Genomic DNA, 19,724 nt, shown 5'->3' with positions numbered 1-19,724 from the left:
CTAGGATGGTGGCGTGATTCAGCAGCAGCCTAACTCGATTCCTGTGGGGGACGTTCAGTCCCGGATGGAGGACATCCTGCACATGGTGCGGCGCGGTCAACAGGTCACGCTTACCAAAGATGGCGAGGTTGTTGCCCGCGTGCTCCCCCCTGCCTTGACGCCTTTCGGAACGCCCGTCGCGTCTCCCGAGGAGCGGCGTGCGGCTATCGACCGATTCCTTGAGAGCGCGAAAGGTCAGACGCTCGGCGGGCTCAGGATTAAGGACCTCATCAGCGAGGGACGGCGTTGATCGCCGCATTCGTCGCGGATTGCTCTGTTGTCGTTGCTTCGTGTTTCGACGACGAGCGCACGCCCGCGGTCATTGAGGTCTTGCGGCTCGCACAGACAACAACCGTGCTCGTGCCGCCGCATTGGCCGGTCGAGGTGGCGAACGTTCTGCTCGTGGCCGAGCGGAAGGGGCGGCTTCGACCGGAAAACATGCGGGACCTGCTCGACGCGATCCGGGGGTGGTCAACGGAGATCGATGCCGGTTGCCACGACCAGGTGTTTGCTGCGACGTCACGATTGGCCCGAAGCCATCGGTTGACGGCGTACGACGCAGCGTACTTGGAACTGGCGCTTCGGCGCGCAATGCCCCTGGCCTCCCTAGACCAGGATCTCCGTGAAGCGGCCAAGCGGGAAGGCGTGTCGCTGTTGGGCATGTGAGACTTACCGCCGTCCCTGACAGCCCGCGCACTTGCCAAAGAGCACCAGCTCGTGGTTCTCGAGCCTGAAGCCCTTGGGCGTGAGGCCCGAAAAGTCGCCCGGGCAGCCCTCGACCTCGTACACCTTCCCGCACGCGTTGCAGTAGAAGTGGTGGTGGTGGTCCTTGCCGGCGAGCTCGTACCGCGGCGATTCGCCGGGGATCTCCACCGCCTGCACCACGCCGGCCTCCACCAGCAGCTTCAGCGTGCGGTACACCGTTGCCATGCCGATCCCGCTGACCTTCGTCTGCGCATGCTCCAGCACCTCACGCGGCGAGAGCGGCACGCCCGCGTCGCCGATCGCGTCGCGGATCGCCTGCCGCTGCCGTGTTTGCCGCTCCGGGGTTGACATCGGTCTACTTTAGGAACGCGGCCGAGGTTCGAAACGAGCCCCGAACGAAGTGAGCGGGCAGGCTCACGCCATGAACGGAACGTTCGCGTGCAGGCAGTCGGCCAGCTGCCGGTACGTGTCCGTGATCTTCCGCCGGTCGGGGCTCGGCCCGCACGCCCGCAGCAGCCGGCGCGCCAGCGGCCCCTGCGAGAGCAGCACGTCCAGCTGCGGCTTGAACTGCGGGTAGCCCGCCTCGCGCGCGATCGTCTGTGACACAAGGTGCGACCATACCTCCTTAGCGGTCGCCTTTGCTTCGCTCATTCCAAGGGCCGCGAGATATCGCGAATCAGCAATCACCGCCTCGTCCGCCCCGCGGATCACCTCTAGGAGGATCGCGTGCAGCGGCTGCACCTCCCACGTGCGCAGCTCGCGCAGGTCCCCTAGTCGCCCGTCGACGATCGCCTGGAGCACCGACGTGATCGCCGCGCAGATGGCCACGTCCATCGCGGGGCACTCCTGCACATCCAGCACACGGATCTCGATGGTGTTCCGCATGAACCGTGCAATCGCGCCGCGGCTGTTGGCCCACTCGTACCGCATCGTGCCCTCGGGGTCGTGGGGCGCGTACTGCCTGTAGATCTCTTCGAGGATCACGCGCTCGTAGTCACCCCGCGTAAATACCGGCTCGGGGATGACCATCGCCGCCGCGGCAGGGATCGCACGGCTGTTCGTGCGGTACACCTCCAGCCGGTTGTCCAGCACGCCCGTCACGCGCGCGTCCATCACCGGGGTCGAGGCCGAGAGCGCGGGCAGGATGGGCAGCAGGAAGCGGATGGCCGCGTGCAAACGCCCGAACTCGCTGTCGGGCGCATCGTCGCCGTCAAACGGCAGGTTCAGGTGCGCGGCCTGCAGGTTCGCCCACCCGTGCCCGCGACAATCGAAGATCCAGTTGAAGATGCTGTACACCTCGCTGTAGTCGTGCGGCCACAGCACCATCTCCTTGTACGGGTCCATCGTCGGGTGCATGCCGCCGGGCAGCAGCATGCAGTTCATGTCGGCCAGCATCTGGTTGATGCGGGTAACGTGCCGATGGAACTGCTGATCGAGCCCCTCGAGCCTCTTCGCGGGCGACGTTGTCTTGAGCTCCAGCACATGCAGGGTCAGCTCGTTGCTCCACGCCACATCCTCGAACTCGACCTGGTTTGGGTAGTCCGGGTTTCCCTCGGCCTCAACGTCGGCGCCAGGCAGCTTGCCGGCTTCCTGGAGGAGCTTGTCGACAACCGGCCGCACCTTCAGCGTGTCGCGGTCAACCACCATGTACTCGAGTTCAACGCCGAAGGCTTCGAAAAGATGAATCGATGGCACGCGTCAATCCTTGGAATACCAAACACGGAGGCACGGAGAGCACGGAGGGGGAACTCGACTAAACGACTCGACGGGTGATCCCGTCCCTGAGTCTCACAACGTTGAAGTTGATGATGAGACCGACAGGTTTGCCGGTCAGCCGCAAGTACGTCGTCAGCTTGACCTCATGAATCGGAATGACCCTCTCAACAGACTTGAGTTCCACGACCACAGGGTCCTCGACGAGCATGTCGATGCGGAGAGGCGTTGCCTCTTCAATGACTTCGCCGTTGTAGCGGATCGGGACCGGCACCTGCGTCTGAAAGGCAAGCCCGCGCTTCGCGAGTTCCTTGGCCATGCAGAGCTCGTATACCGATTCCAACAGCCCCGGCCCGAGTTCTCGGTGTACCTCGATCGCAGCGCCGATGATCTGACCATTGAGCCCTGCGGATATCAGGTCAGGCACATTGACAAGCCCCCTGTCCATCCCGCTTCTCCTCTCCGTGTCCTCCGTGCCTCCGTGTTTTGTATTCATCTCCCCCTCGACTCCAACCGCTTCAAGAACACCCGCATCACCCGCAGGTACACCTCATCTCCCAGCACCTGGTCCTCGATCCCGGCGTCCAGGTTCGGGTTGTCGTTGATCTCAATCACGTGCGCTTTGCCGTTGATCTCCTTGACGTCCACGCCGTACAGCGAGTCGCCGATCAGGTTCGCCACGCGGATCGCCGTCTTCACCACGTCCCCGGGCACGGCGTCGATCGGCCAGGTCTCAAAGTTGCCGAACGCATCATCGCCCTTCTTGCTGTTGTCGTAGATCTGCCAGTGCTGCCCCGCCATGTAGTACTTGCACGCGTAGAAGGGCTCGCGGTCCAGCACGCCGATCCGCCAGTCAAACGAAGTCGGCGTGAACGCCTGCGCGATGATGAGGTCCGAGACCTTGAACAGCTTCTCCATCGCCGCGGCGTAGTCCTCGCGGGTGTTCACCTTCTTGACGCCCAGCGAGAACGAACTGTCCGGCTGCTTCAGGATGATCGGCAGCCCCAGCACGTCCGGCCCGCTCTGCCAGTTGTCGCGGTGCAGCGTCAGCGTCGGCGGCGCGGCGATCTTGTGCCTGGTCAACAGCTCCGAGATATACACCTTGTTGCTGCACCGCAGGATCGAATCGGGGTCATCGATGACGATCAGCCCCTCCGCCGCGGCACGGCGTGCGAACCGGAACGGGTACGTCGTCACGTTCGTGTTGTCGCGGATGAACAGCGCATCGAACTCCGCGATCCGCCCGTAATCGTCCTTGGTGATGATCTCGACGTCGATCCCCATCGATTCGCCGGCCTTGATGAACTTCTTGATCGCCTTCTCGTCCGACGCCCCGTTCGGCTCGCCCTTGGTGTACAGCAGGGCCATGTCGTACCGCGAGGTCTGCTGGCGCGGCTTTCTGTGCGGCCGGTTGAAGTAGTGGGTGGCGAAGTTCAGCACGTCCAGGAAGTGTTCCGCGGGGATCTCATCAGAGGGAATCGTCCGCAGCCCCTCCAGCACCCACGCGTCCTTGTCTTTCCTGAACTGCGCCCGCAGGAACGGCGCCGGGAACTGGTTGAAGATTGCCAGCGCGAGCGGGTTGTACTCCTCCTCCATGTTCTGCCCGAAGTAGATGCTTAGGATGAAGCTGTCGCCCTCGCACTTCTTGAGCGCCTTCTGGATCTCCTCGTCCAGGTCCTGCCCCGCCACCCGCACGATCTCCGAGAGCTTGAGGTCCTGGATTGTCGAGATCTCCGGCAGCGGCTTGTGCCCACGCGCGGCCGCGAGCAGCGATACGTAGTACCCCAGGCTCTGGTACCGATAGCTCTTGCACAGGTTGAACACCTTGTGCGGGTGCCGGTCGCTGAAGGACGGGTCGGTCAGGTACCGCCTCGCGGAGACGACCTCGACCCCCTCGATGTTCAGCGGCCAGTCCTTGGGGTTGTCGAGGACCAGGAGTATCGCCATGGCTTACTTTCGCTTCTCTTCCTCGCCGTCGTCCTTCTGAGCGCCGTCTTTGCCAGCGTCCTTCTTCCGCGCAGGCTTCTTGCGGCGCGGGTGCGGCGCGCTCGTCTCTTCATCCTCCGCCGCCTTGGGCGTGATCACCAGCAGGTTCGCGTCGTGCGTGAGAATCCCCAGCAGCACGGCGTTGATCAGCCGGCTCATCGGCAACCGGTAGCGGCTGGTGTGGAACGGCGGGTTCTCGTCGAGCGGGTCCGCGACCGTCACCTCATGCTTGCTGCTGTCGTAACCGACGAGCATCACGAAGTGCCCCTGCGGGTGGCCGCGGACATCGTCCTCCTGCGAGACCGACACGATCCGCGACTCGCGGTACAGGTACGTCGAGCTCAGCCCCGTGATGATCGGCACCCCCTGCGCGATGATCCGGTAGATCAGCTGCGGCGTGAGGTCCTCCATCCGGATATGCCCACCCAGCTTGAGGAACTCCTGGCACGCCTTGGTCGCCGTCGCCAGGCGCGGCGTGTTCTTCTTCGCCTCCACCTGCTGCTGGAGCAGCTCGATCGTGCCCGCCGGGTCGTGCAGCTCCCCATCTTCGGCGAACCACGTGGGGTCGAACATCTGCACGTGGAACGTGTACACCGTCGCGTCGTACCCGCGCTTGAGCGCGTGGTTCGCGAGGATCTCGATCAGCGTCCCGCCGTAATCCGCCCGCGTGATCTCCTTCACCACACGCTTGAGCGGCACGTTGTCGCCGTAGTAGCAGTACAAGGAGTGCAGGCACGTCGGCCCGCACGACTCATCATCCGGCTGCGCCTGGATCTCGAACTTCAGCTCGGTCTTCATGCTTCCCCTCCCCGTCGGGAGGGCCAACTCCGCCGCCGCTCACCGGCGACGAGTATACGTTCCACCTGTCACCAGCAGTGCCCCGTGCCACGGCCGTGCTCTGACCGTCGTGCTCAAAGGTGTAAACGCAGGAACCCCGTTTGCCCGACCCTCAATCCAACCTTCATCCGCACCCAACCCGCCGCGCGCAAGGCGACCTCGGCCCCGACCCCGAGGCGCTCGAGAACGCGGCCAACGTGCAGCCCCCGCCCGCTCGCCGCGCCACCATCACCTCCGACGGCCGCCTCACCGCCGGCCGCCTCGCCGGGCTCTCGATGACCGGCGCCATCTTCGTCCTGACCTGGCCCATCCTTGCCGATTCGCTCCTCAACGCGTTCGTCGGTCTCACCGACACCATCCTCGCCGCCGCGATTGACGACGGCGGCGCCGCCACCGACGCTGTGGGCGGCGCGGTCACCATCCTCTGGTTCGTCCAGCTCGTCGTGCAGGCAATCGGCGTGGGCGCCACGGCCCTTATCGCGCGGGCAGTGGGGGGGCACAGGCTCGGCATCGCCAACGCCGCCCTCGCGCAGACCATCCTCCTCGCGGCGGGCGCGGGGCTCGTGGTCGGCCTCGCCATGGCCGCCATCGCCGTGCCCGCCGCGTCGATCATGAACCTCAGCCCCGACGCCGCGGCCGGGTTCATCGACTACCTCCGAATCAACGCCATCGGCGTCCCCTTCGGCTCCGTGCTCTTCGCCGGTATCGCCTGCGCCCGCGGCGCCGGCGACTCCTTCCGCCCGCTCGTTGTCATGCTGCTGGTGAACTTCGTGAACTGCCTTGTGAGCTGGCTGCTCTCGGGCGTTGAGCTCAAGTCTGCCGCGGTGGTGAACGGCGAAGCCGTCACCCGCTGGGTTCTGCACAACCTCTCGCCGCTGCACTTGGGCGTCTCGGGCATCGCCTGGGGCACGTGCATCTCTTACATCCTGGGCTGCGTCATGATGACCGCTCTGCTCGCCCGCGGCTTCAGCGGCATCAGGCTCCGGCGCGCCCGCCTCCGCCCGCACTGGCACACGCTCCGCCGCCTCGTCCGCGTTGGCATCCCCAACTTCCTCGAGACGCTCGGCATGTGGGCCGGCAACATGCTCATCATCCTGATGGTCGGCCGCATGGCCGCGGACGAGGGGCACGCCGGCTTCCTCGGCTCACACCTGCTCGCCGTGCGTATCGAGGCCTTCAGCTACCTGCCCGGCTTCGCTTTCGCCTCCGCCGCGGCCACGCTTGTGGGCCAATACCTCGGCGCCGGCAGCACTGAGCTCGCCCGGCGCGCCGTGAACGTCTGCTGCGTGTGCGCCAGCGTCTTCATGGGCCTCATGGGACTGCTGTTCATCGCGTGGCCGACGTCCATCGTCGGCCTGATGACTGCCCAGGACATCCACCTCGAGCTCACGCCTCCCCTGCTATGGATCACCGGGATCGTGCAGGTGCCCTTCGCGATCTCGATTGTCTACCGCACCGCCCTCCGCGGCGCAGGCGACGTACGGGCCGCGATGTGGCTCACGTGGATCACCACCTACGCCCTGCGCCTGCCCATGGCATACCTCTTCAGCGGCGTCAGTATCGGCCTGTTCGGGCGCGTAATCGCGAACCCTTCGCCGTGGGAGCTGGGCCTGTTCGGCGTGTGGATCGGCCTTTGCGCCGAGATCGTGATCCGGGCCGTGCTGTTCCTGATCCGCTGGCGTCAGGGCCGCTGGGCCCACGTGCGGGTTTGATGCGCGAAGCAAACACGGTGGCGGGGAAGTCGGTCGCGGGGAAAGCCCAGGGATCATGATCCCTGGGCTTTGCACCTCATGACGCCTGCTTCTTCCCCTCGTTCTCATCCACCGCCTTGTAGTCGTACCGCGCCCGCAGCGCCTCGAACGAGAACGGGTCGTTCTCGTTGTGCTCGCGCAGCTCCTGCATCGCGAACTGGTCCACCATGCCGCGGCTCACGGTCCGCATCAGCTCCTGCGTCGCCGGCCGGTGACCCAGGATCTGCACCACCGCCACCGACAGCTTCGAGGGAACCGCCACTGCCACGGTCCGCTCCGGCAGGTTCTCCGGCGTCGCCACCATCTTGACGCCCAGCTGCTGCGCCTTCGCCACAACCGCGTCGCGCACCTCTTTCGCGTTCAGTTCGCCGGTGGCCGAGTCGCGCGTCACCGTCGCGTAGCGGAAGACCGGCAGCGGCTTGGGCGTGGGGTCCGTCGCGCCCAGCGGCGCGGGCGTCGGGTACTGGGCCGCGACCGCGTCCAGCCCGCTGCTGATCGCCTGGCTCTTGAGGTCGTCCAGCTGCCGCACGAGCTGGTCGTACGCGGCCTTCAGCTTCAGGTCTCGCACCACGTCCCCGCGGACCTCCTCGAGTGAGTCCGCCGGGGACTCCGCACGCCAGTCCAGCACGTTCACGTAGTAGCGGTTGCCGCTCGCCATGTCCGCGAGCGGGGTCTCGAACGGCACCTTCGCCTGGAAGGGCACGCCGCTCTGCGCGTTCAGCTCGCTCATCGAGTCCGCCAGCCGACGCAGGTCGCCGCTGCTGGTGCCGGTGCGAAAGTACGCCGTGCCGATGCCCGGCTCGCGCATCAGCTCCCGCACCTTCGTCCACGCCTCGTTCCGCACCACCACCTCGGGCGTGTACTCGTAGCCCTGCGCCTTGAACCCCTCGCGCAGCGCCTCCGCCAGCCCCGAGAGCCTCAGCCCGCGCTGGTCCCAGTCCGTGGGCAGCTTCCGCTTGCCACCCTCCACCGGGAGCGTCCGCAGCTCTGTTTTCAGGCGTGCCGCGGCGATCCGCTCGGCGTCCGCAATCAGCTGGTCCACCATCGTGTTGACGATGTCCGCTTCCACCCGCGGGGTTTCCGTCGCCTCGTCCCCCGTGTACTTCGCGCGGTTTTTCTGGTACTCCTTGCTCACTCGCACCGGGTCGGGCTTCACCAGCGCCTTCAGCTTGTTCCGGTCAATCACCAGGTATTCGAACCGCACCCGCGCCGGCTGCACGTACCCGAAGCCGAACTCCCCGGTGCCGGGCTTCACGTCCTTGTACTGCGCGAACTGCGCCTGCACCTGCTCCTCTGTGGGCTCGGGCATTGTGGCCGAGATCTTCTCCGCGGGGATCACCAGGCCGTCGGCAACCACCGCGTCGTACTGCTTCTGCACCTCGGCGATGCTGCGCTTCTCGGAGACGCGCACCGCGCCCTGGAACTGCCCGCGCAGCCGGATCACGCCGTGCAGCTTCGCCACAGCGCGGTCGAACTCCTCCTCGCTCATCCGCAGCTGCCCGGCGATGCGGGGCTTGATCTGCTGCTCGAGGTTGGTGGCCGCGTTGTCGATCGCCTTGTTGAACTCACCCTGCGAGTTGATCCGCAGCATGCCCATCTGCATCGCGCGGTTCAGCTGCACCTGCGCGATCTGCTCGAACAGGCTCATCCGCGAGTCGATGCCGGTGGCCCCCACCAGCCCCGCCCGCTTGGCCTCCTCAGTGAGCAGCATCCAGTGCTCGCCGTTCTCGATCTGCAGCCTCTCGACCACCTCGGCCGAGAGTTGCTTCATCGCCTGGTACTCGCTGTTGTACTTGCCCATCTCCCCGGCCTTCACCTCACGACCCGCGACGGTCGCGACCACCGCCTTCGTGGGGTCAGGCTGGAAGATCGACTGCGGACCGCTGAGCAGGAACATCACCATCAACCCCGCGCCAAATACGGCCAGCAGGATCTTCCGGTTCTTGCGCATCAACTTGATCATGCTTTGCTCACTGCTCCAGGGCCTGCATCAGGCCCATTAGACCTCGAAGACCTATCCGACCTAGTCCCCCCGCAAACACAAACGGCCGACCGGCATCGCCGGTCGGCCGTGGAGTTCCTAAGGAAGGCCCACCGGGCCTCAATCTTAGCGGTAGAACTCGATGATGAGGTTGGTGTTGACGTCGAAGGGGATCTGATCGCTGGTGGGCACCGCCACCATGCGCAGGGTGCTCTCGGCGGGGTTCAGCTCCATCCAGCCCGGGACCTCGTAGCCGGCCAGCGACTCCATCGCCTCCTTGGCCAGCTTCTGCGCCTTGGGCTTGAGGGTGATCACGTCGCCCACGCTGACGTGGAAGCTCGGACGGTCGGTCTTGCGGCCGTTCACGATGACATGCCCGTGGGCCACCATCTGGCGGGCGCCCCAGATCGTCCGGGCCAGGCCCGCACGACGGATCACGTTGTCCAGGCGCGTCTCCAGCGCCGCGAGCAGCACGTCACCCGTGTTGCCCGGCTGCTTGGCCGCCGCGGCCAGGTACAGGCGGAACTGCTTCTCCAGCACCCCGTAGTAGTACTTGAGCTTCTGCTTCTCGTTCTGGCGGATGCCGTAGTCGCGCATGCGGCGACCGCGGTACCCGTGCATGCCCGGGTAGGTCAGGGCGCGCTTCGAGGTGTGCTTGGGGGTGTCGGAAATCGGCACGCCGACACGACGCGAGAGCTTCAGCTTGGGACCGGTATAACGAGCCATCTGATTCCTTCCGTCTCCTGGCTTTGGTGGCACCGGTCTCCTGACCGGTGTTCCGAAACCTGGGTGGTCGCAAAGGCGACCGATCTGCGCCGGTAAACCGAGTCTTCGGGCCGGCTAAGGTGAGATCCGGGCACTTCCCCACGGCACTCCCGAGGGGGTCCAGATTGAAGGCGCACCCCACCTCCCGGTCAACGCCCTGCCTTTGAACCCGCGTAGCGGGTGCATGGCAGTAGCCCAGGGTGCAGCGAGTCCGCGAGCGTAACCCTGGGTAGCCGTACCGTGCGGGCGTTCTGAACCCCGAAGGGGTGGACCTTCTCGCACCAATCTGTGCTCTCCCCGCCTCCACTTTGTCCCCCTCCCCGAAAACAGGTACCTTCCCCCCAGCAGAGTCACCCACGCCCGCACCTACGCTTCACGCGGAATGCCCCCGATGCCCAAACGCATCCCGCTCACCGTCCTTTCCTCCCAGGCCACCCCCTACCAGCACTACGAGAAGAAGGAGAAGTGCGGCGTCTTCGGCGTCTGGGGTCACCCCCAGTCCGCCCGGCTCTCCTACCTCGGCCTCTACGCCCAGCAGCACCGCGGGCAGGAGTCCGCCGGCATCGCCGTTTCCGACGGGGAGGTCCTCTCCGCCCACACCGGTATGGGTCTGGTCCCCGAGATCTTCGAGACCAAGGAGCTGGAAGAGCTCGACCACATCGGCGGGAAAGGGGCCATCGCCCACAACCGCTACTCCACCGCCGGCGGCTCGCTTGCCTGCAACGCCCAGCCGCTGCTGGAGAGCTACGTCGGAGGTCAGGTCGCGGTCGCTCACAACGGCAACCTCATCAACAACCTCGTCCTCCGCCACGCCTTCGAGCAGGCGGGCCACCTCTTCCACACCACGAGCGACACCGAGGTCATCATCCACCTGCTCGCTTCGCCCGAGCAGCAGCGCGCCGTCGATCCACTCGCCGCCACGCTCCGCCACCTCCAGGGCGCCTTCTCGCTCTTGTTCCTCTTCCCCGACCGAATCGAGGCGGCGCGTGACCCCTGGGGCTGGCGCCCCTTGAGCCTGGGCCAGCTGTCCACCGGCCAGTATGTTGTCGCCAGCGAGACCGTCGCGCTCGACGTCGTCGGCGCCAAGGTCATCCGCGAGATCGAGCCCGGCGAGATCGTCACGATCAACGATGACGGCATCAAGAGCCGCCACTTCGCCGAGCCCGCCGAGCGCACCGCCCACTGCGTCTTCGAGCACGTCTACTTCGCCAACCCCGCGAGCAACGTCTTCGGCCAGAACGTGCAGATCGCCCGCGAGACCATGGGCGAGCGCCTCGCCGCCGAGTCGCCGGTCGCCGCCGACTACATCGTCCCCATGCCCGACTCCGGTCGTTCCGCGGCCCTCGGTTTCGCCCGTGCCTCGGGGATTCCCTACCGCGAGGCGATCGTCCCCAACCGCTACGTGGGCCGCACCTTCATCAAGCCCAGCCAGGACCAGCGCGCCGCGGCCGTGCGCCTCAAGCTCAACGTCATCGACGAGCTCGTCCGCGGCAAGCGCCTCGTCATCGTGGACGACTCCATCGTCCGCGGCACCACGACCAAGGCGAAGATGGACCAGCTCCGCGCCTGCGGGGCGAAGGAAATCCACCTCCGCATCAGCTGCCCGCCCATCCGCCACCCATGCTTCTTCGGCGTCGACTTCGCCGAGCGCAGCCAGCTGGTCGCTACGGGCAAGACGATCGAGGACATCCGCGCCTACCTCGGCGTGGACTCCCTGCACTACCTGAGCCTCGAGGGCCTGCTCTCGGTGATGAACCGCCCGGGCGAGAAGTACTGCACTGCCTGTTATAGCGGCGACTACCGCCTCGACCCCGAGCACCCCATCACCGACGAGGTCGTCGAGCCCGAACAGATGAAGATGTTCGGCTGAACCGGGTGCCGGCCGGCTCTTGCGTCAGCTCGCGCTGACCTCCGCCGTGAGCCCCTCGATCACCTGCCGCAGCGTGCTGAAGTTGCGGGCGCCGTCGCAGCACTGCACCCGCTCGCGCCGGTACGCCACGCCATCGTCGGTGATCAGCAGCACGCGCCGCATCGGGTGCCCCTCGATGAACTGGTGCACCTGATCCGCCGAAGCCGACTCAGGCTCTGTCACCCACAGCATGGCATCGTCCCCTGGTGTGCCCGTGCCGGCGCGCACGCTCCACCCCGACGTGTTCAGCAGCGCCCGCACGGCCGCGGCCCGCCGCCGATCCTTGATCGTCAGGTCCGCCTTGATCGCCCGCAGCGGCTCCATTTCCAGCGGCTGCACCGCCGCGGGGAGCAGCAGGCGGAACATCGTCCCGCGCCCCGGCGCGGTCTGCAACTCCACACGCCCGCCCGCGCCCGTCACGATGCCGTTGACCAGGGCCAGGCCCATGCCCGTGCCGCCGTCGCCCGTCAGGGCCCCGCGCACCTTGGTGGTGAAGAACGGCTCCATGCAGCGCCGGCGCGTGGCCTCGTCCATCCCCGGCCCGTTGTCCGAGACGGTGATCTCCACCCAGCCCGCGCTCGACGTCTTTGCGCGTACTCGAACCTCGCCGCCGCGTTCCTCACCCCGCTGTTGCAGGATCGCGTCCCGCGCGTTCTGCACCAGGTTGAACACCGCCTGAGTGAGCCGGTGGTCCGCGATCGCGGCCGCGGGCGTGCCGTTCTCCACCTCGCAGGAGAACTCGATGGTCCGTCCCGCGATGGACGCGAGCACCCGGTGCGCGCTCTGGCACCACTCCTCGAGGTCGGTCACGCCCTCGCCCGAGGACTGCTCGGGGTCGCGGGCCAGCATCTGCATGCCCCGCGAGAGGCTGGAGAGGTACAGCGCCATGGCCTCCACCGCCGCGACGTTGTCCGCGATGGACCGGTCACGCTTGGCAGCCTCGGAGAGCTCCTGCAGGTGCACCCGCAGCGGCAGCAGCGCGTTGTGCAGGTCGTGCCCCAGCCCCGCCGTGAGCGTCCCCAGGCTGGCCAGCCGCTCGCTGTCCCGCAGCCGCTTGGACGACTCCTGCAGCTGCCGCGACCGCTCCTCCACCATGGCCTCCAGGTGCAAGCGGTGACGCTCCAGCTCCTGCTCGGCGCGGCGGCGCTCCGTCATGTCCACGCACACGGCCACGATGTGGTCGACCTTGCCATCCGGCCCGCGCCGGCCGAACACGCTGTTGTGCACCCACACCTCGCGCCCGTCCTTGCGGATGTAGCGCTTCTCGATCTCGAATGCGCGCCCGGTCGCCGCGAGCGCATCGAACTTCTCCATGTTCCGGGCAAGGTCCTCGGGGTGAGTGAGGTCCTGCATCGTCTTCTGCAGCAGTTCCTGCCGCGAGTAGCCCACGATCGCCGCGTAGCGGTCGTTCACCATCGTGAACCGCCCGCTGACCTCCACCTCGGCAACGCCCGCCACGGACTGGTCGAGCATCCCGCGGAACCGCTCCTCGCTCTGCCGCCGCGCTTCCTCACCCTCCTTGCGCGCCGTGATGTCCCGGCTCGCCCCCACCAGCCGCACCGGCTTCCGCTCGCCCTTCTCCTCCACGAACTCCGTCGACGCCCATGCCACCAGCCAGCGGTAGCTCCCGTCGGGCTTGCGGATGCGGTACTCGATCAGGTACCGCCCGTCCCCCTTGGGGTCGCACGCCTTCTGCACCCGCTCCCACATCAGCGCGATGTCGTCCGGGTGCATGATGCGGCGCATCATCGCCTCATCATGGATAACGGCCGTGCCGCCCGTGTTGTACAGCTCCGCCCCGCGCTCATCCAGCTCCCAGTAGTTGTCCGCGAACCGGTACGTCCATGTCCCCAGCTCGGCCGCGTTAAGGGCCACCTGCAGCTTCTCGCGGTCGCCCTTGTGCTGCTCCTGAGCCTGCTTACGGTCGGTCACGTCGCGCGTCGTCCCCGCGATCAGCTCGACCTCCCCCGTGCCGTCCAGCACCGGTGTGAAGATGTACTCGTACACCCCGTAGATGCCCGTACGAGGCGACTTGAACGGCACCTCGCCCTTGATCGGCGCCCGCGTTTCGATCACCTGCGCGATCTCGCGCATGTGCATGTCGTGGTGCCACTGCTCGTACCCCAGCTCGCGGCACGTCTTGCCAATCACCTTCTCCAGCGGAAGCCCCCACACCGCCAGCAGCCGCGGGTTGGCGTACTGGAACCGCCCCTCCCGGTCGAACACGTACAGGAAGTCCGGCGTGGTCGCGGTGATGGCTTCCAGGAGCCGGCACCGGTGATGCTGGTCCTGCGTCGCATGCGTCTGCACAGTCGTGGTGCTCTGCTCCAAAGCTCTCCCTGAGGCCTGCCGGCCCGGCGGTCCTCGGCCGTGTTCAGCCCCAACCCGGGACCTTCAGCCGTACTCAACAGTACGTTGACGAGCCCTCATTCAGATAGGGGATTTTTCACCAACCTCACCCGGTGGTGAATAGTCCGTGAACTCCCACCGGTGGAACCACGGTGCGCGCGCAACTCCGGCCGCGACCACCATCACACCGCAGCACACCTCACTCCACCGGGTCACCCACGCAGGCGTCTGCTACCCTCCCCACCTATGCCCGAGCGCAAACCATTCGTCGGCGGCAACTGGAAGATGAACACCAACCGCACCACCGGGTCCGACCTCACCCGCGCGGTCGCCGACGGCCTGCTCAACCTCGACGGCGTGGAGGCCGCGGTCTTTCCGCCCTTCCCTTACCTGCTCACCGTCCGCGCCATCCTCCGCGACCGCGGCTCCTCGGTAAAGCTCGGGGCCCAAGACGTCTTTTTCAACGCCGACGGCGCCTTCACCGGCGAGGTCTCCGTCAGCATGGTGAAGGACTGCGGCGTCCAGCTGGTCCTCTGCGGCCACTCCGAGCGCCGGCACGTGATCGGCGAGAAGGACGAGCTGGTCAACAAGAAGCTGCGCGCCGTCCTCGAGAGCGGCCTCACCGGCGTCCTCTGCGTCGGCGAAACCCTCGAGGAGCGTGTCGCCGGCCACCAGGACATCGTCACCGCCCGTCAGGTCCGCACCGGCCTCGCCGAAATCCCCGCGGCCCTCGCCGAGCGCCTTGTCATCGCTTACGAGCCCGTCTGGGCCATTGGCACCGGCAAGACCGCCACGCCCCAGGACGCCCAAGAGGCCCACTCCCAGATCCGCGCCATGCTCCGCCGCATGTACAACCCCGACATCGCCACCCGCACCCGCATCATCTACGGCGGCTCACTCAAGCCCGACATCGCCCCCGACATCTTCGCCCAGCCCGACGTCGATGGCGGTCTCGTCGGCGGCGCCTCCCTCAACGGCGCCGACTTCGTCGCCCTCTGCAAAGCCGCCGCCGCTGCCGGCAAGTCCAAGCCCTGACTGTGCCACGATCATGTCTTCATGATCGTGTCTTCGACCTCCGCCGCCTCCGTCACCCTGAACCTTCCCCACTCCGCCCCAACCTTCACCGCCTCCTCCATCCGCTCCGCAAACGCCTCCTGCGGCATCTCATAACACCCGAACTGCTCCAGGTGCGGATTCAGCAGCTGGCAGTCCAGCATCGTGAACCCCTGCCGCCGCAGGTGCTCCACCAGGTGCACCAGGCACACCTTGCTCGCGTTGCTCCCGCCGCGATCAGGCCGGCAGAACATCGACTCGCCGCAGAACGCCGACCCGACCACCAGCCCGTACAACCCCCCGACCAGCTCCGGCCCGCGCTCCCCCTCCACCCACGCCTCGATGCTGTGCGCGTGCCCCGACCGGTGCAGCAGGTGGAACAGCTCGGCGATGTCGTCGTTGATCCACGTGTCCACGCGAGAAGAAGTGGGGGCCGCGCACGCCCTAATCACCTCCCGGAACGCCGCGTTGCTCGTGATGCGGAACCGCCCCGACCGCACCACGCCGCGCAGCGAGCGGCTCACCCTGAACCGCTCATCCAGCGGGATCACGCCCCGCTGCGCCGGCTGAACCCAGTGCACCACGCCCGTCTCCGGATCGCACATCGGGAACCACCCGCGCGCGTACGACACCAGCGTGTCGCGCACGAGCAGCCGCTCCTCACGTGTCAATCCATCCCGCGCACGCGTTGTCACGCAACACACCCTCAACGCCCCGAACGGGGCGCGGCCCAATGTACACTGACTCCGCCATGTCGGACAGGGCTTATCTCACCATCGTCCGCTACCCCAGCGCTTTCACGAGCGCCGACCGCGCCGCGGCCCTCAGCGAAGCCCTCGGCATCGACGCCTTCCACGCCGCCCAGCGCGCCAGCCATGAGCCCCCGCTGGTGCTTGCCCGGGTGAACGCCGCGGAGGCGCCCCAGATCGTCGCCCGTCTCAAGGCCCGACGCATCTCCGCCTTCGCCCTCACGCAGGCCTACCTCAAGGCCCACCCCAGGCCCTTCCTGGTGAAACGCCTCGTGCCCGCACTCGGCTGCGACGAGCCCATGTACATGGCCGAGCCCTGGCGCGGCGAGCCCACCGGCCTCCGCACCGCCGACCTCTTCCTCATCGTCCGCGCCGCCATCGATAAGGTCCGAACCAGCATCGACATCGAGACCACCGGCGGCCTGCGCTCCGGCTACTCCTACGGCTACGGCGGCCCCGAGCTCCCCGACCCGCCTACGCCCCTCCGCAGCACCGAGCGCAAGACCACCCACATCCTCGACCTCTGGCTCAGGGATGGCTCCCGCCTCCGCTGCAATGCCGACCGCCTCTCCTTCGACGTCCTCGGGCAGGAACGCGGCATGACCGACCTCGAGAACACTGATCGCCTCGCCCTCCGTCTCGCCACCGAAGCCCCCCAAGCCCAGATCGACACCGGCTTCCGCGGCTTCCGGGTCCCCGCCGACCTCCGCCGCGACCTCACCTCCGCTTTCGGCACCCAGACAGAGAGCGACAACGCCGCGGCCTTCGACTTCTACTCCATCTGGACTCACACCATCCACCGCGGCCTCGCACGAGCGACCCCTACCGACCCCGCCTGACGGCCCGCTCCCCAAGACCCTGCTGAAACCGACCCCCTACCCTTCCCAATGACTCCGCCGGTGGCCCGCCCCCCTTGCGCTCCGGAGACGCACGCATGGAACCCAACGTCATCCAGCAGTGCCTCAAGGAAGACACCCTGATCCCGCTGCTCATCTTCAGCGGCGTCATCATCACGGTGTTCCTCAACCTCACCGCCTCCGTGCTCAAGACCTTCGCAAAGGAACGCAGCCGGCGCGAGATCGCCGCGTTCATCGCCGAGGGCACCATGAGCCCCGAGCAGGGCGAGCGCCTCATGAAGGCCGAGAGCAAGAGCTAGCCCACCGAGCCCCGCCCGCTCCCGACGTCGAGACTGAGCCCCGCCCCCTCCCGATGCCTGGACTGAGCCGCTCTGGGCGAAGTCCCGGATTGGCAATCGATAGCAGCCCGCCGAAACGCCCGAGACCACCCCATGCACACCCTCGCCCTCGAACTCTCCGAACGCAGCCTCATACCCCTGCTCATGCTTAGCGCAGGCTTTGTCCTCGCCTTCCTGCACATGGTCTTCACGGCCATCACCAGCATCGTCCGCTCGCGGAACCTCGAAACCTCCCGCCGCGAGATCGCGGCCTACGTCGCCGAAGGCACCATGTCCCCCGACGACGCCGCCAAACTCCTCGAAGCCGGCAACAAGAAAAAAGGCTGGGGCTGCTGCTAGGTCTTACGACGCCGGGACTGAGCCGCTCTGGGCGAAGTCCCGGATCGGTCTACCTTGCACTCACCTTCTCGCGCGATCCTGCTCGCCCTCGACCAGACACATCACCCTCAACACCTCCGCCACCGACCACGCCTGCGCCATGCACCCCTCCGCCCGCCGGTGCCCGGGCTTCTCCTCCGCGTCGTACACCTCCGCCAGCTGCCGGATCGGCCCCACCTGCGCCGTCCGCTCGCAGAACTCCCGCAGCAGCGGCGCGATCACCCCGCGCACGTCATCGCGCGAAGCATGTGAGAACTCAGCCGCCCGCAGCACACCCTCGCAATACGCCCCGATCAGCCACGGCCACACCGTGCCGTTGTGGTACGCCGCGTCCCGCTCCCTGATCGGCCCCTCGAACCGCGGCCGATACCCCGGGTCCGCAGGGTCCAGCGTCCGCAGCCCCATCGGCGTCAGCAGCCGCTCCTTCACCTTCGCCAGCACGGCCCGCTTCTGCTGAGCCGTCAGCACCGAGTACGGCTGCGACACAGCGAACACCTGGTTGGGCCGCACCCGCGCATCGGGCCGCCAGTCATCCCCGTCGGGCGTGAGCACGTCGAACAGGCACGACGCCCCGGCGTTCCAGAACTGCCCGAACGACGCCGCGCACCGCGCCGCGCACTCGCGCAGCTCCTCCGCCTTCGCCCGGTCGGTGATGTCCACCGCGTGGGCAAGCTCCAGCAGCCCCGAGTACCACAGCGCATTGATCTCCACCGCTTTCCCATGCCGCGGCGTAAACACCACGCCGTCACGTCGCGCGTCCATCCACGTCAGCTGCGTCCCCTCGCAGCCCGCGGTGATTAGACCATCACGATCCATGCGGATGTCGAACTCGGTGCCGCGCCTGTACGCATCGACCACGTGCAGGCAGGCGGGCAGCACGCTCTCGAACCCCACGCGGTCCCCGCTCACCCGCAGGTACTCGCACGCCGCGTGCACGTACCACAGCGACGCGTCCACCGTGTTGTACTCGGCGTGCCCCGCGTTATCGAAGCAGTTGGGGATCAGCCCGTTCTTCTGCAGCCCCGCGAACGCCCGCAGCACGCTCAGCGCCTCGTCGTACCGCCCCGTGCACAGCAGCAGCCCCCGCATCGAGATGAACGTGTCCCGCCCCCAGTCGCTGAACCACGGGTACCCCGCGACGATGGACGTCTGGCTCTGGCCTTTGCCTTTGGTGGCACCGGTCTCCCGACCGGTGTCTTCGCCTTTGGTGGCACCGGTCTCCCGACCGGTGTTCTTCGTGCCCTCCCTCCTCACCACAAACTGATCCGCCCCCTCAATCACCACCGCCAGATCGTGCCACCGAGATGTCTTCATCTCGGTGCTCCTCGCGAGCAACTCCGCCGCGCACCCCCGCGGCAAACCCTCCACGCTCACCCGCGCCTTGTGCCCCGCCACCACCTCATCAAACCTTACCTCCGGCACCGCCCCATCCAGCGAGGCCGCGAACACCACCTCCGAATCGGGCTTGTTGCGATGGTCACACTCCAGCACGAACGTCCCCGGCGAGTACAGGTCCTCGACAAAGTCCATCCCGCGCTCGTGCTCGCGCACGTACTCAAAGTTCCGCCACCACTCCGGCTCGCACACAAACGCGGCCTTCTCCTTCCCGTCCCGCGCCATGCTCATCCACAGCTTCTTGCCCAGTTCCTCCGGCCCCGTCACCTCGCACCACCCATCGCCCCCCTCGCACGCGTACCCCGCGCGCTCCCGGAACAGCGCGTGGTAATCACGCAGCCCCACCAGCGGCTTGACCTCCAGCCACGCCCGCCCCCGCAGCCCCGTCACGCGGTACCGCACCAGCGCCGTGTTGCGCTCGCGCACCAGCGTCAGCTCGCGCGTCACCGTCACCTCATCATCCACGAGGTACGCCCACCGCACCCACCCCGCCCCCTGCTCGAACTGCACCAGCCGGTGCATCCCCTTCGGGTGGATCACGCCCCCGCTGAAACGGTAGCTCGACAGCTCAATCCGCTTCCCCCGCACCGCCTCGTCGCCCGCCTCCTCCAGCGCGATCCACTCAATCGCCGAGTGCAGCCCCATCACACGCCCCACCGGCGGCCGCATCGCCCCCACGAGCCAGCCGTGGTACCGCCGGTCCGGCACACCGTTCACCGTCCCCATCGCGAACCCGCCCAGCCCGTTGGTCAGCACCCACTCGCACCGCCCAAGGTCCCCGAGCTTCTCGATGTCCAGCTTGGTCGTCGACGTTGGCAATGGCACCTCCACCGGTGGCACCGGTCTCCCGACCGGTGCTCCTCCGCCGAGTCTACGACCATGCCACACCCCCATTAACCGCCCCCCTTGACCCCACCCC

General features: G+C 67.1%; 18 protein-coding genes. 8 read left to right on the top strand and 10 right to left on the bottom strand.

All coding sequences use genetic code 11. The features are described from left to right. The first annotated feature begins 13 nt into the window (after positions 1–13). Positions 14–289 carry a hypothetical protein gene (locus VD997_10900; protein HYE62490.1) on the top strand — a complete coding sequence of 92 codons (276 nt, stop codon included), beginning with the start codon at positions 14–16 and terminating at the stop codon, positions 287–289. Continuing rightward, positions 286–705 (top strand): type II toxin-antitoxin system VapC family toxin, encoded by a 420-nt coding sequence (locus VD997_10895; GenBank protein HYE62489.1) that lies wholly within the window; start codon positions 286–288, stop codon positions 703–705. Before VD997_10900 ends, VD997_10895 begins: the two co-directional genes overlap by 4 nt. A 3-nt stretch (positions 706–708) precedes the next feature. Here the strand turns inward: VD997_10895 and VD997_10890 are convergent, their stop codons facing one another. The 5 genes from VD997_10890 to VD997_10870 form a co-directional block, all read right to left on the bottom strand. Beyond that, complete coding sequence (locus VD997_10890) at positions 709–1,095, bottom strand: transcriptional repressor (protein ID HYE62488.1); 387 nt, start codon at positions 1,093–1,095, stop codon at positions 709–711. Between the two features lie 63 nt (positions 1,096–1,158). Further along, positions 1,159–2,439, bottom strand: coding sequence for a glutamate-cysteine ligase family protein (locus VD997_10885; protein HYE62487.1), 1,281 nt, complete (start codon positions 2,437–2,439; stop codon positions 1,159–1,161). A 58-nt stretch (positions 2,440–2,497) separates the two neighbouring features. After that, a complete protein-coding gene (locus VD997_10880) occupies positions 2,498–2,953 on the bottom strand; it encodes a GxxExxY protein (GenBank protein HYE62486.1) in 456 nt (151 codons plus the stop codon). Further along, positions 2,950–4,404 carry a RimK family protein gene (locus VD997_10875; GenBank protein HYE62485.1) on the bottom strand — a complete coding sequence of 485 codons (1,455 nt, stop codon included), beginning with the start codon at positions 4,402–4,404 and terminating at the stop codon, positions 2,950–2,952. Before VD997_10875 ends, VD997_10880 begins: the two co-directional genes overlap by 4 nt. A gap of 3 nt (positions 4,405–4,407) precedes the next feature. Continuing rightward, positions 4,408–5,241 carry a C39 family peptidase gene (locus tag VD997_10870; GenBank protein HYE62484.1) on the bottom strand — a complete coding sequence of 278 codons (834 nt, stop codon included), beginning with the start codon at positions 5,239–5,241 and terminating at the stop codon, positions 4,408–4,410. Positions 5,242–5,381: 140 nt separating this feature from the next. On the opposite strand from VD997_10870, the gene VD997_10865 reads away from it, so the two are divergent. Further along, a complete protein-coding gene (locus tag VD997_10865) occupies positions 5,382–6,992 on the top strand; it encodes an MATE family efflux transporter (protein HYE62483.1) in 1,611 nt (536 codons plus the stop codon). Positions 6,993–7,068: 76 nt separating this feature from the next. On the opposite strand, the gene VD997_10860 is transcribed toward VD997_10865, so the two are convergent. Together VD997_10860 and rpsD are read right to left on the bottom strand one after the other, a co-directional pair. After that, a complete protein-coding gene (locus tag VD997_10860; GenBank protein ID HYE62482.1) occupies positions 7,069–8,994 on the bottom strand; it encodes a hypothetical protein in 1,926 nt (641 codons plus the stop codon). A gap of 144 nt (positions 8,995–9,138) precedes the next feature. Beyond that, a complete protein-coding gene (gene rpsD, locus VD997_10855) occupies positions 9,139–9,738 on the bottom strand; it encodes a 30S ribosomal protein S4 (protein ID HYE62481.1) in 600 nt (199 codons plus the stop codon). Between the two features lie 430 nt (positions 9,739–10,168). Between rpsD and purF the strand changes: the two genes are divergently transcribed. Next, entirely contained in the window at positions 10,169–11,647 is a 1,479-nt protein-coding gene (gene purF / locus VD997_10850; protein HYE62480.1) for an amidophosphoribosyltransferase, read from the top strand. Between the two features lie 24 nt (positions 11,648–11,671). Here the strand turns inward: purF and VD997_10845 are convergent, their stop codons facing one another. Next, positions 11,672–13,996: a PAS domain S-box protein gene (locus VD997_10845; GenBank protein ID HYE62479.1), complete on the bottom strand. Its 2,325-nt coding sequence runs from the start codon at positions 13,994–13,996 to the stop codon at positions 11,672–11,674. Between the two features lie 285 nt (positions 13,997–14,281). Here VD997_10845 and tpiA point away from each other — a divergent pair, with 285 nt between their 5' ends. Beyond that, complete coding sequence (gene tpiA / locus VD997_10840; GenBank protein HYE62478.1) at positions 14,282–15,070, top strand: triose-phosphate isomerase; 789 nt, start codon at positions 14,282–14,284, stop codon at positions 15,068–15,070. 11 nt (positions 15,071–15,081) lie between these two features. On the opposite strand, the gene aat is transcribed toward tpiA, so the two are convergent. Next, a complete protein-coding gene (gene aat, locus VD997_10835) occupies positions 15,082–15,783 on the bottom strand; it encodes a leucyl/phenylalanyl-tRNA--protein transferase (protein HYE62477.1) in 702 nt (233 codons plus the stop codon). A gap of 56 nt (positions 15,784–15,839) precedes the next feature. Between aat and VD997_10830 the strand changes: the two genes are divergently transcribed. The 3 genes from VD997_10830 (at position 15,840) to VD997_10820 (ending at position 17,371) form a co-directional block, all read left to right on the top strand. Next, complete coding sequence (locus VD997_10830) at positions 15,840–16,676, top strand: hypothetical protein (GenBank protein ID HYE62476.1); 837 nt, start codon at positions 15,840–15,842, stop codon at positions 16,674–16,676. 95 nt (positions 16,677–16,771) lie between these two features. Further along, complete coding sequence (locus VD997_10825; protein HYE62475.1) at positions 16,772–16,993, top strand: hypothetical protein; 222 nt, start codon at positions 16,772–16,774, stop codon at positions 16,991–16,993. A 132-nt stretch (positions 16,994–17,125) separates the two neighbouring features. Next, positions 17,126–17,371, top strand: coding sequence for a hypothetical protein (locus tag VD997_10820; GenBank protein HYE62474.1), 246 nt, complete (start codon positions 17,126–17,128; stop codon positions 17,369–17,371). 60 nt (positions 17,372–17,431) lie between these two features. Here VD997_10820 and VD997_10815 read toward each other — a convergent pair whose 3' ends face one another. Beyond that, positions 17,432–19,624 (bottom strand): amylo-alpha-1,6-glucosidase, encoded by a 2,193-nt coding sequence (locus VD997_10815; GenBank protein HYE62473.1) that lies wholly within the window; start codon positions 19,622–19,624, stop codon positions 17,432–17,434. Between the last annotated feature and the right edge of the window lie 100 nt (positions 19,625–19,724).

Source organism: Phycisphaerales bacterium, from assembly GCA_035627955.1.
Classification (GTDB): Bacteria; Planctomycetota; Phycisphaerae; order Phycisphaerales; family UBA1924; genus JAEYTB01.
The sequence above is the reverse complement of the archived record's forward strand: the minus strand, read 5'-3'. Positions and strand labels throughout refer to the sequence as shown.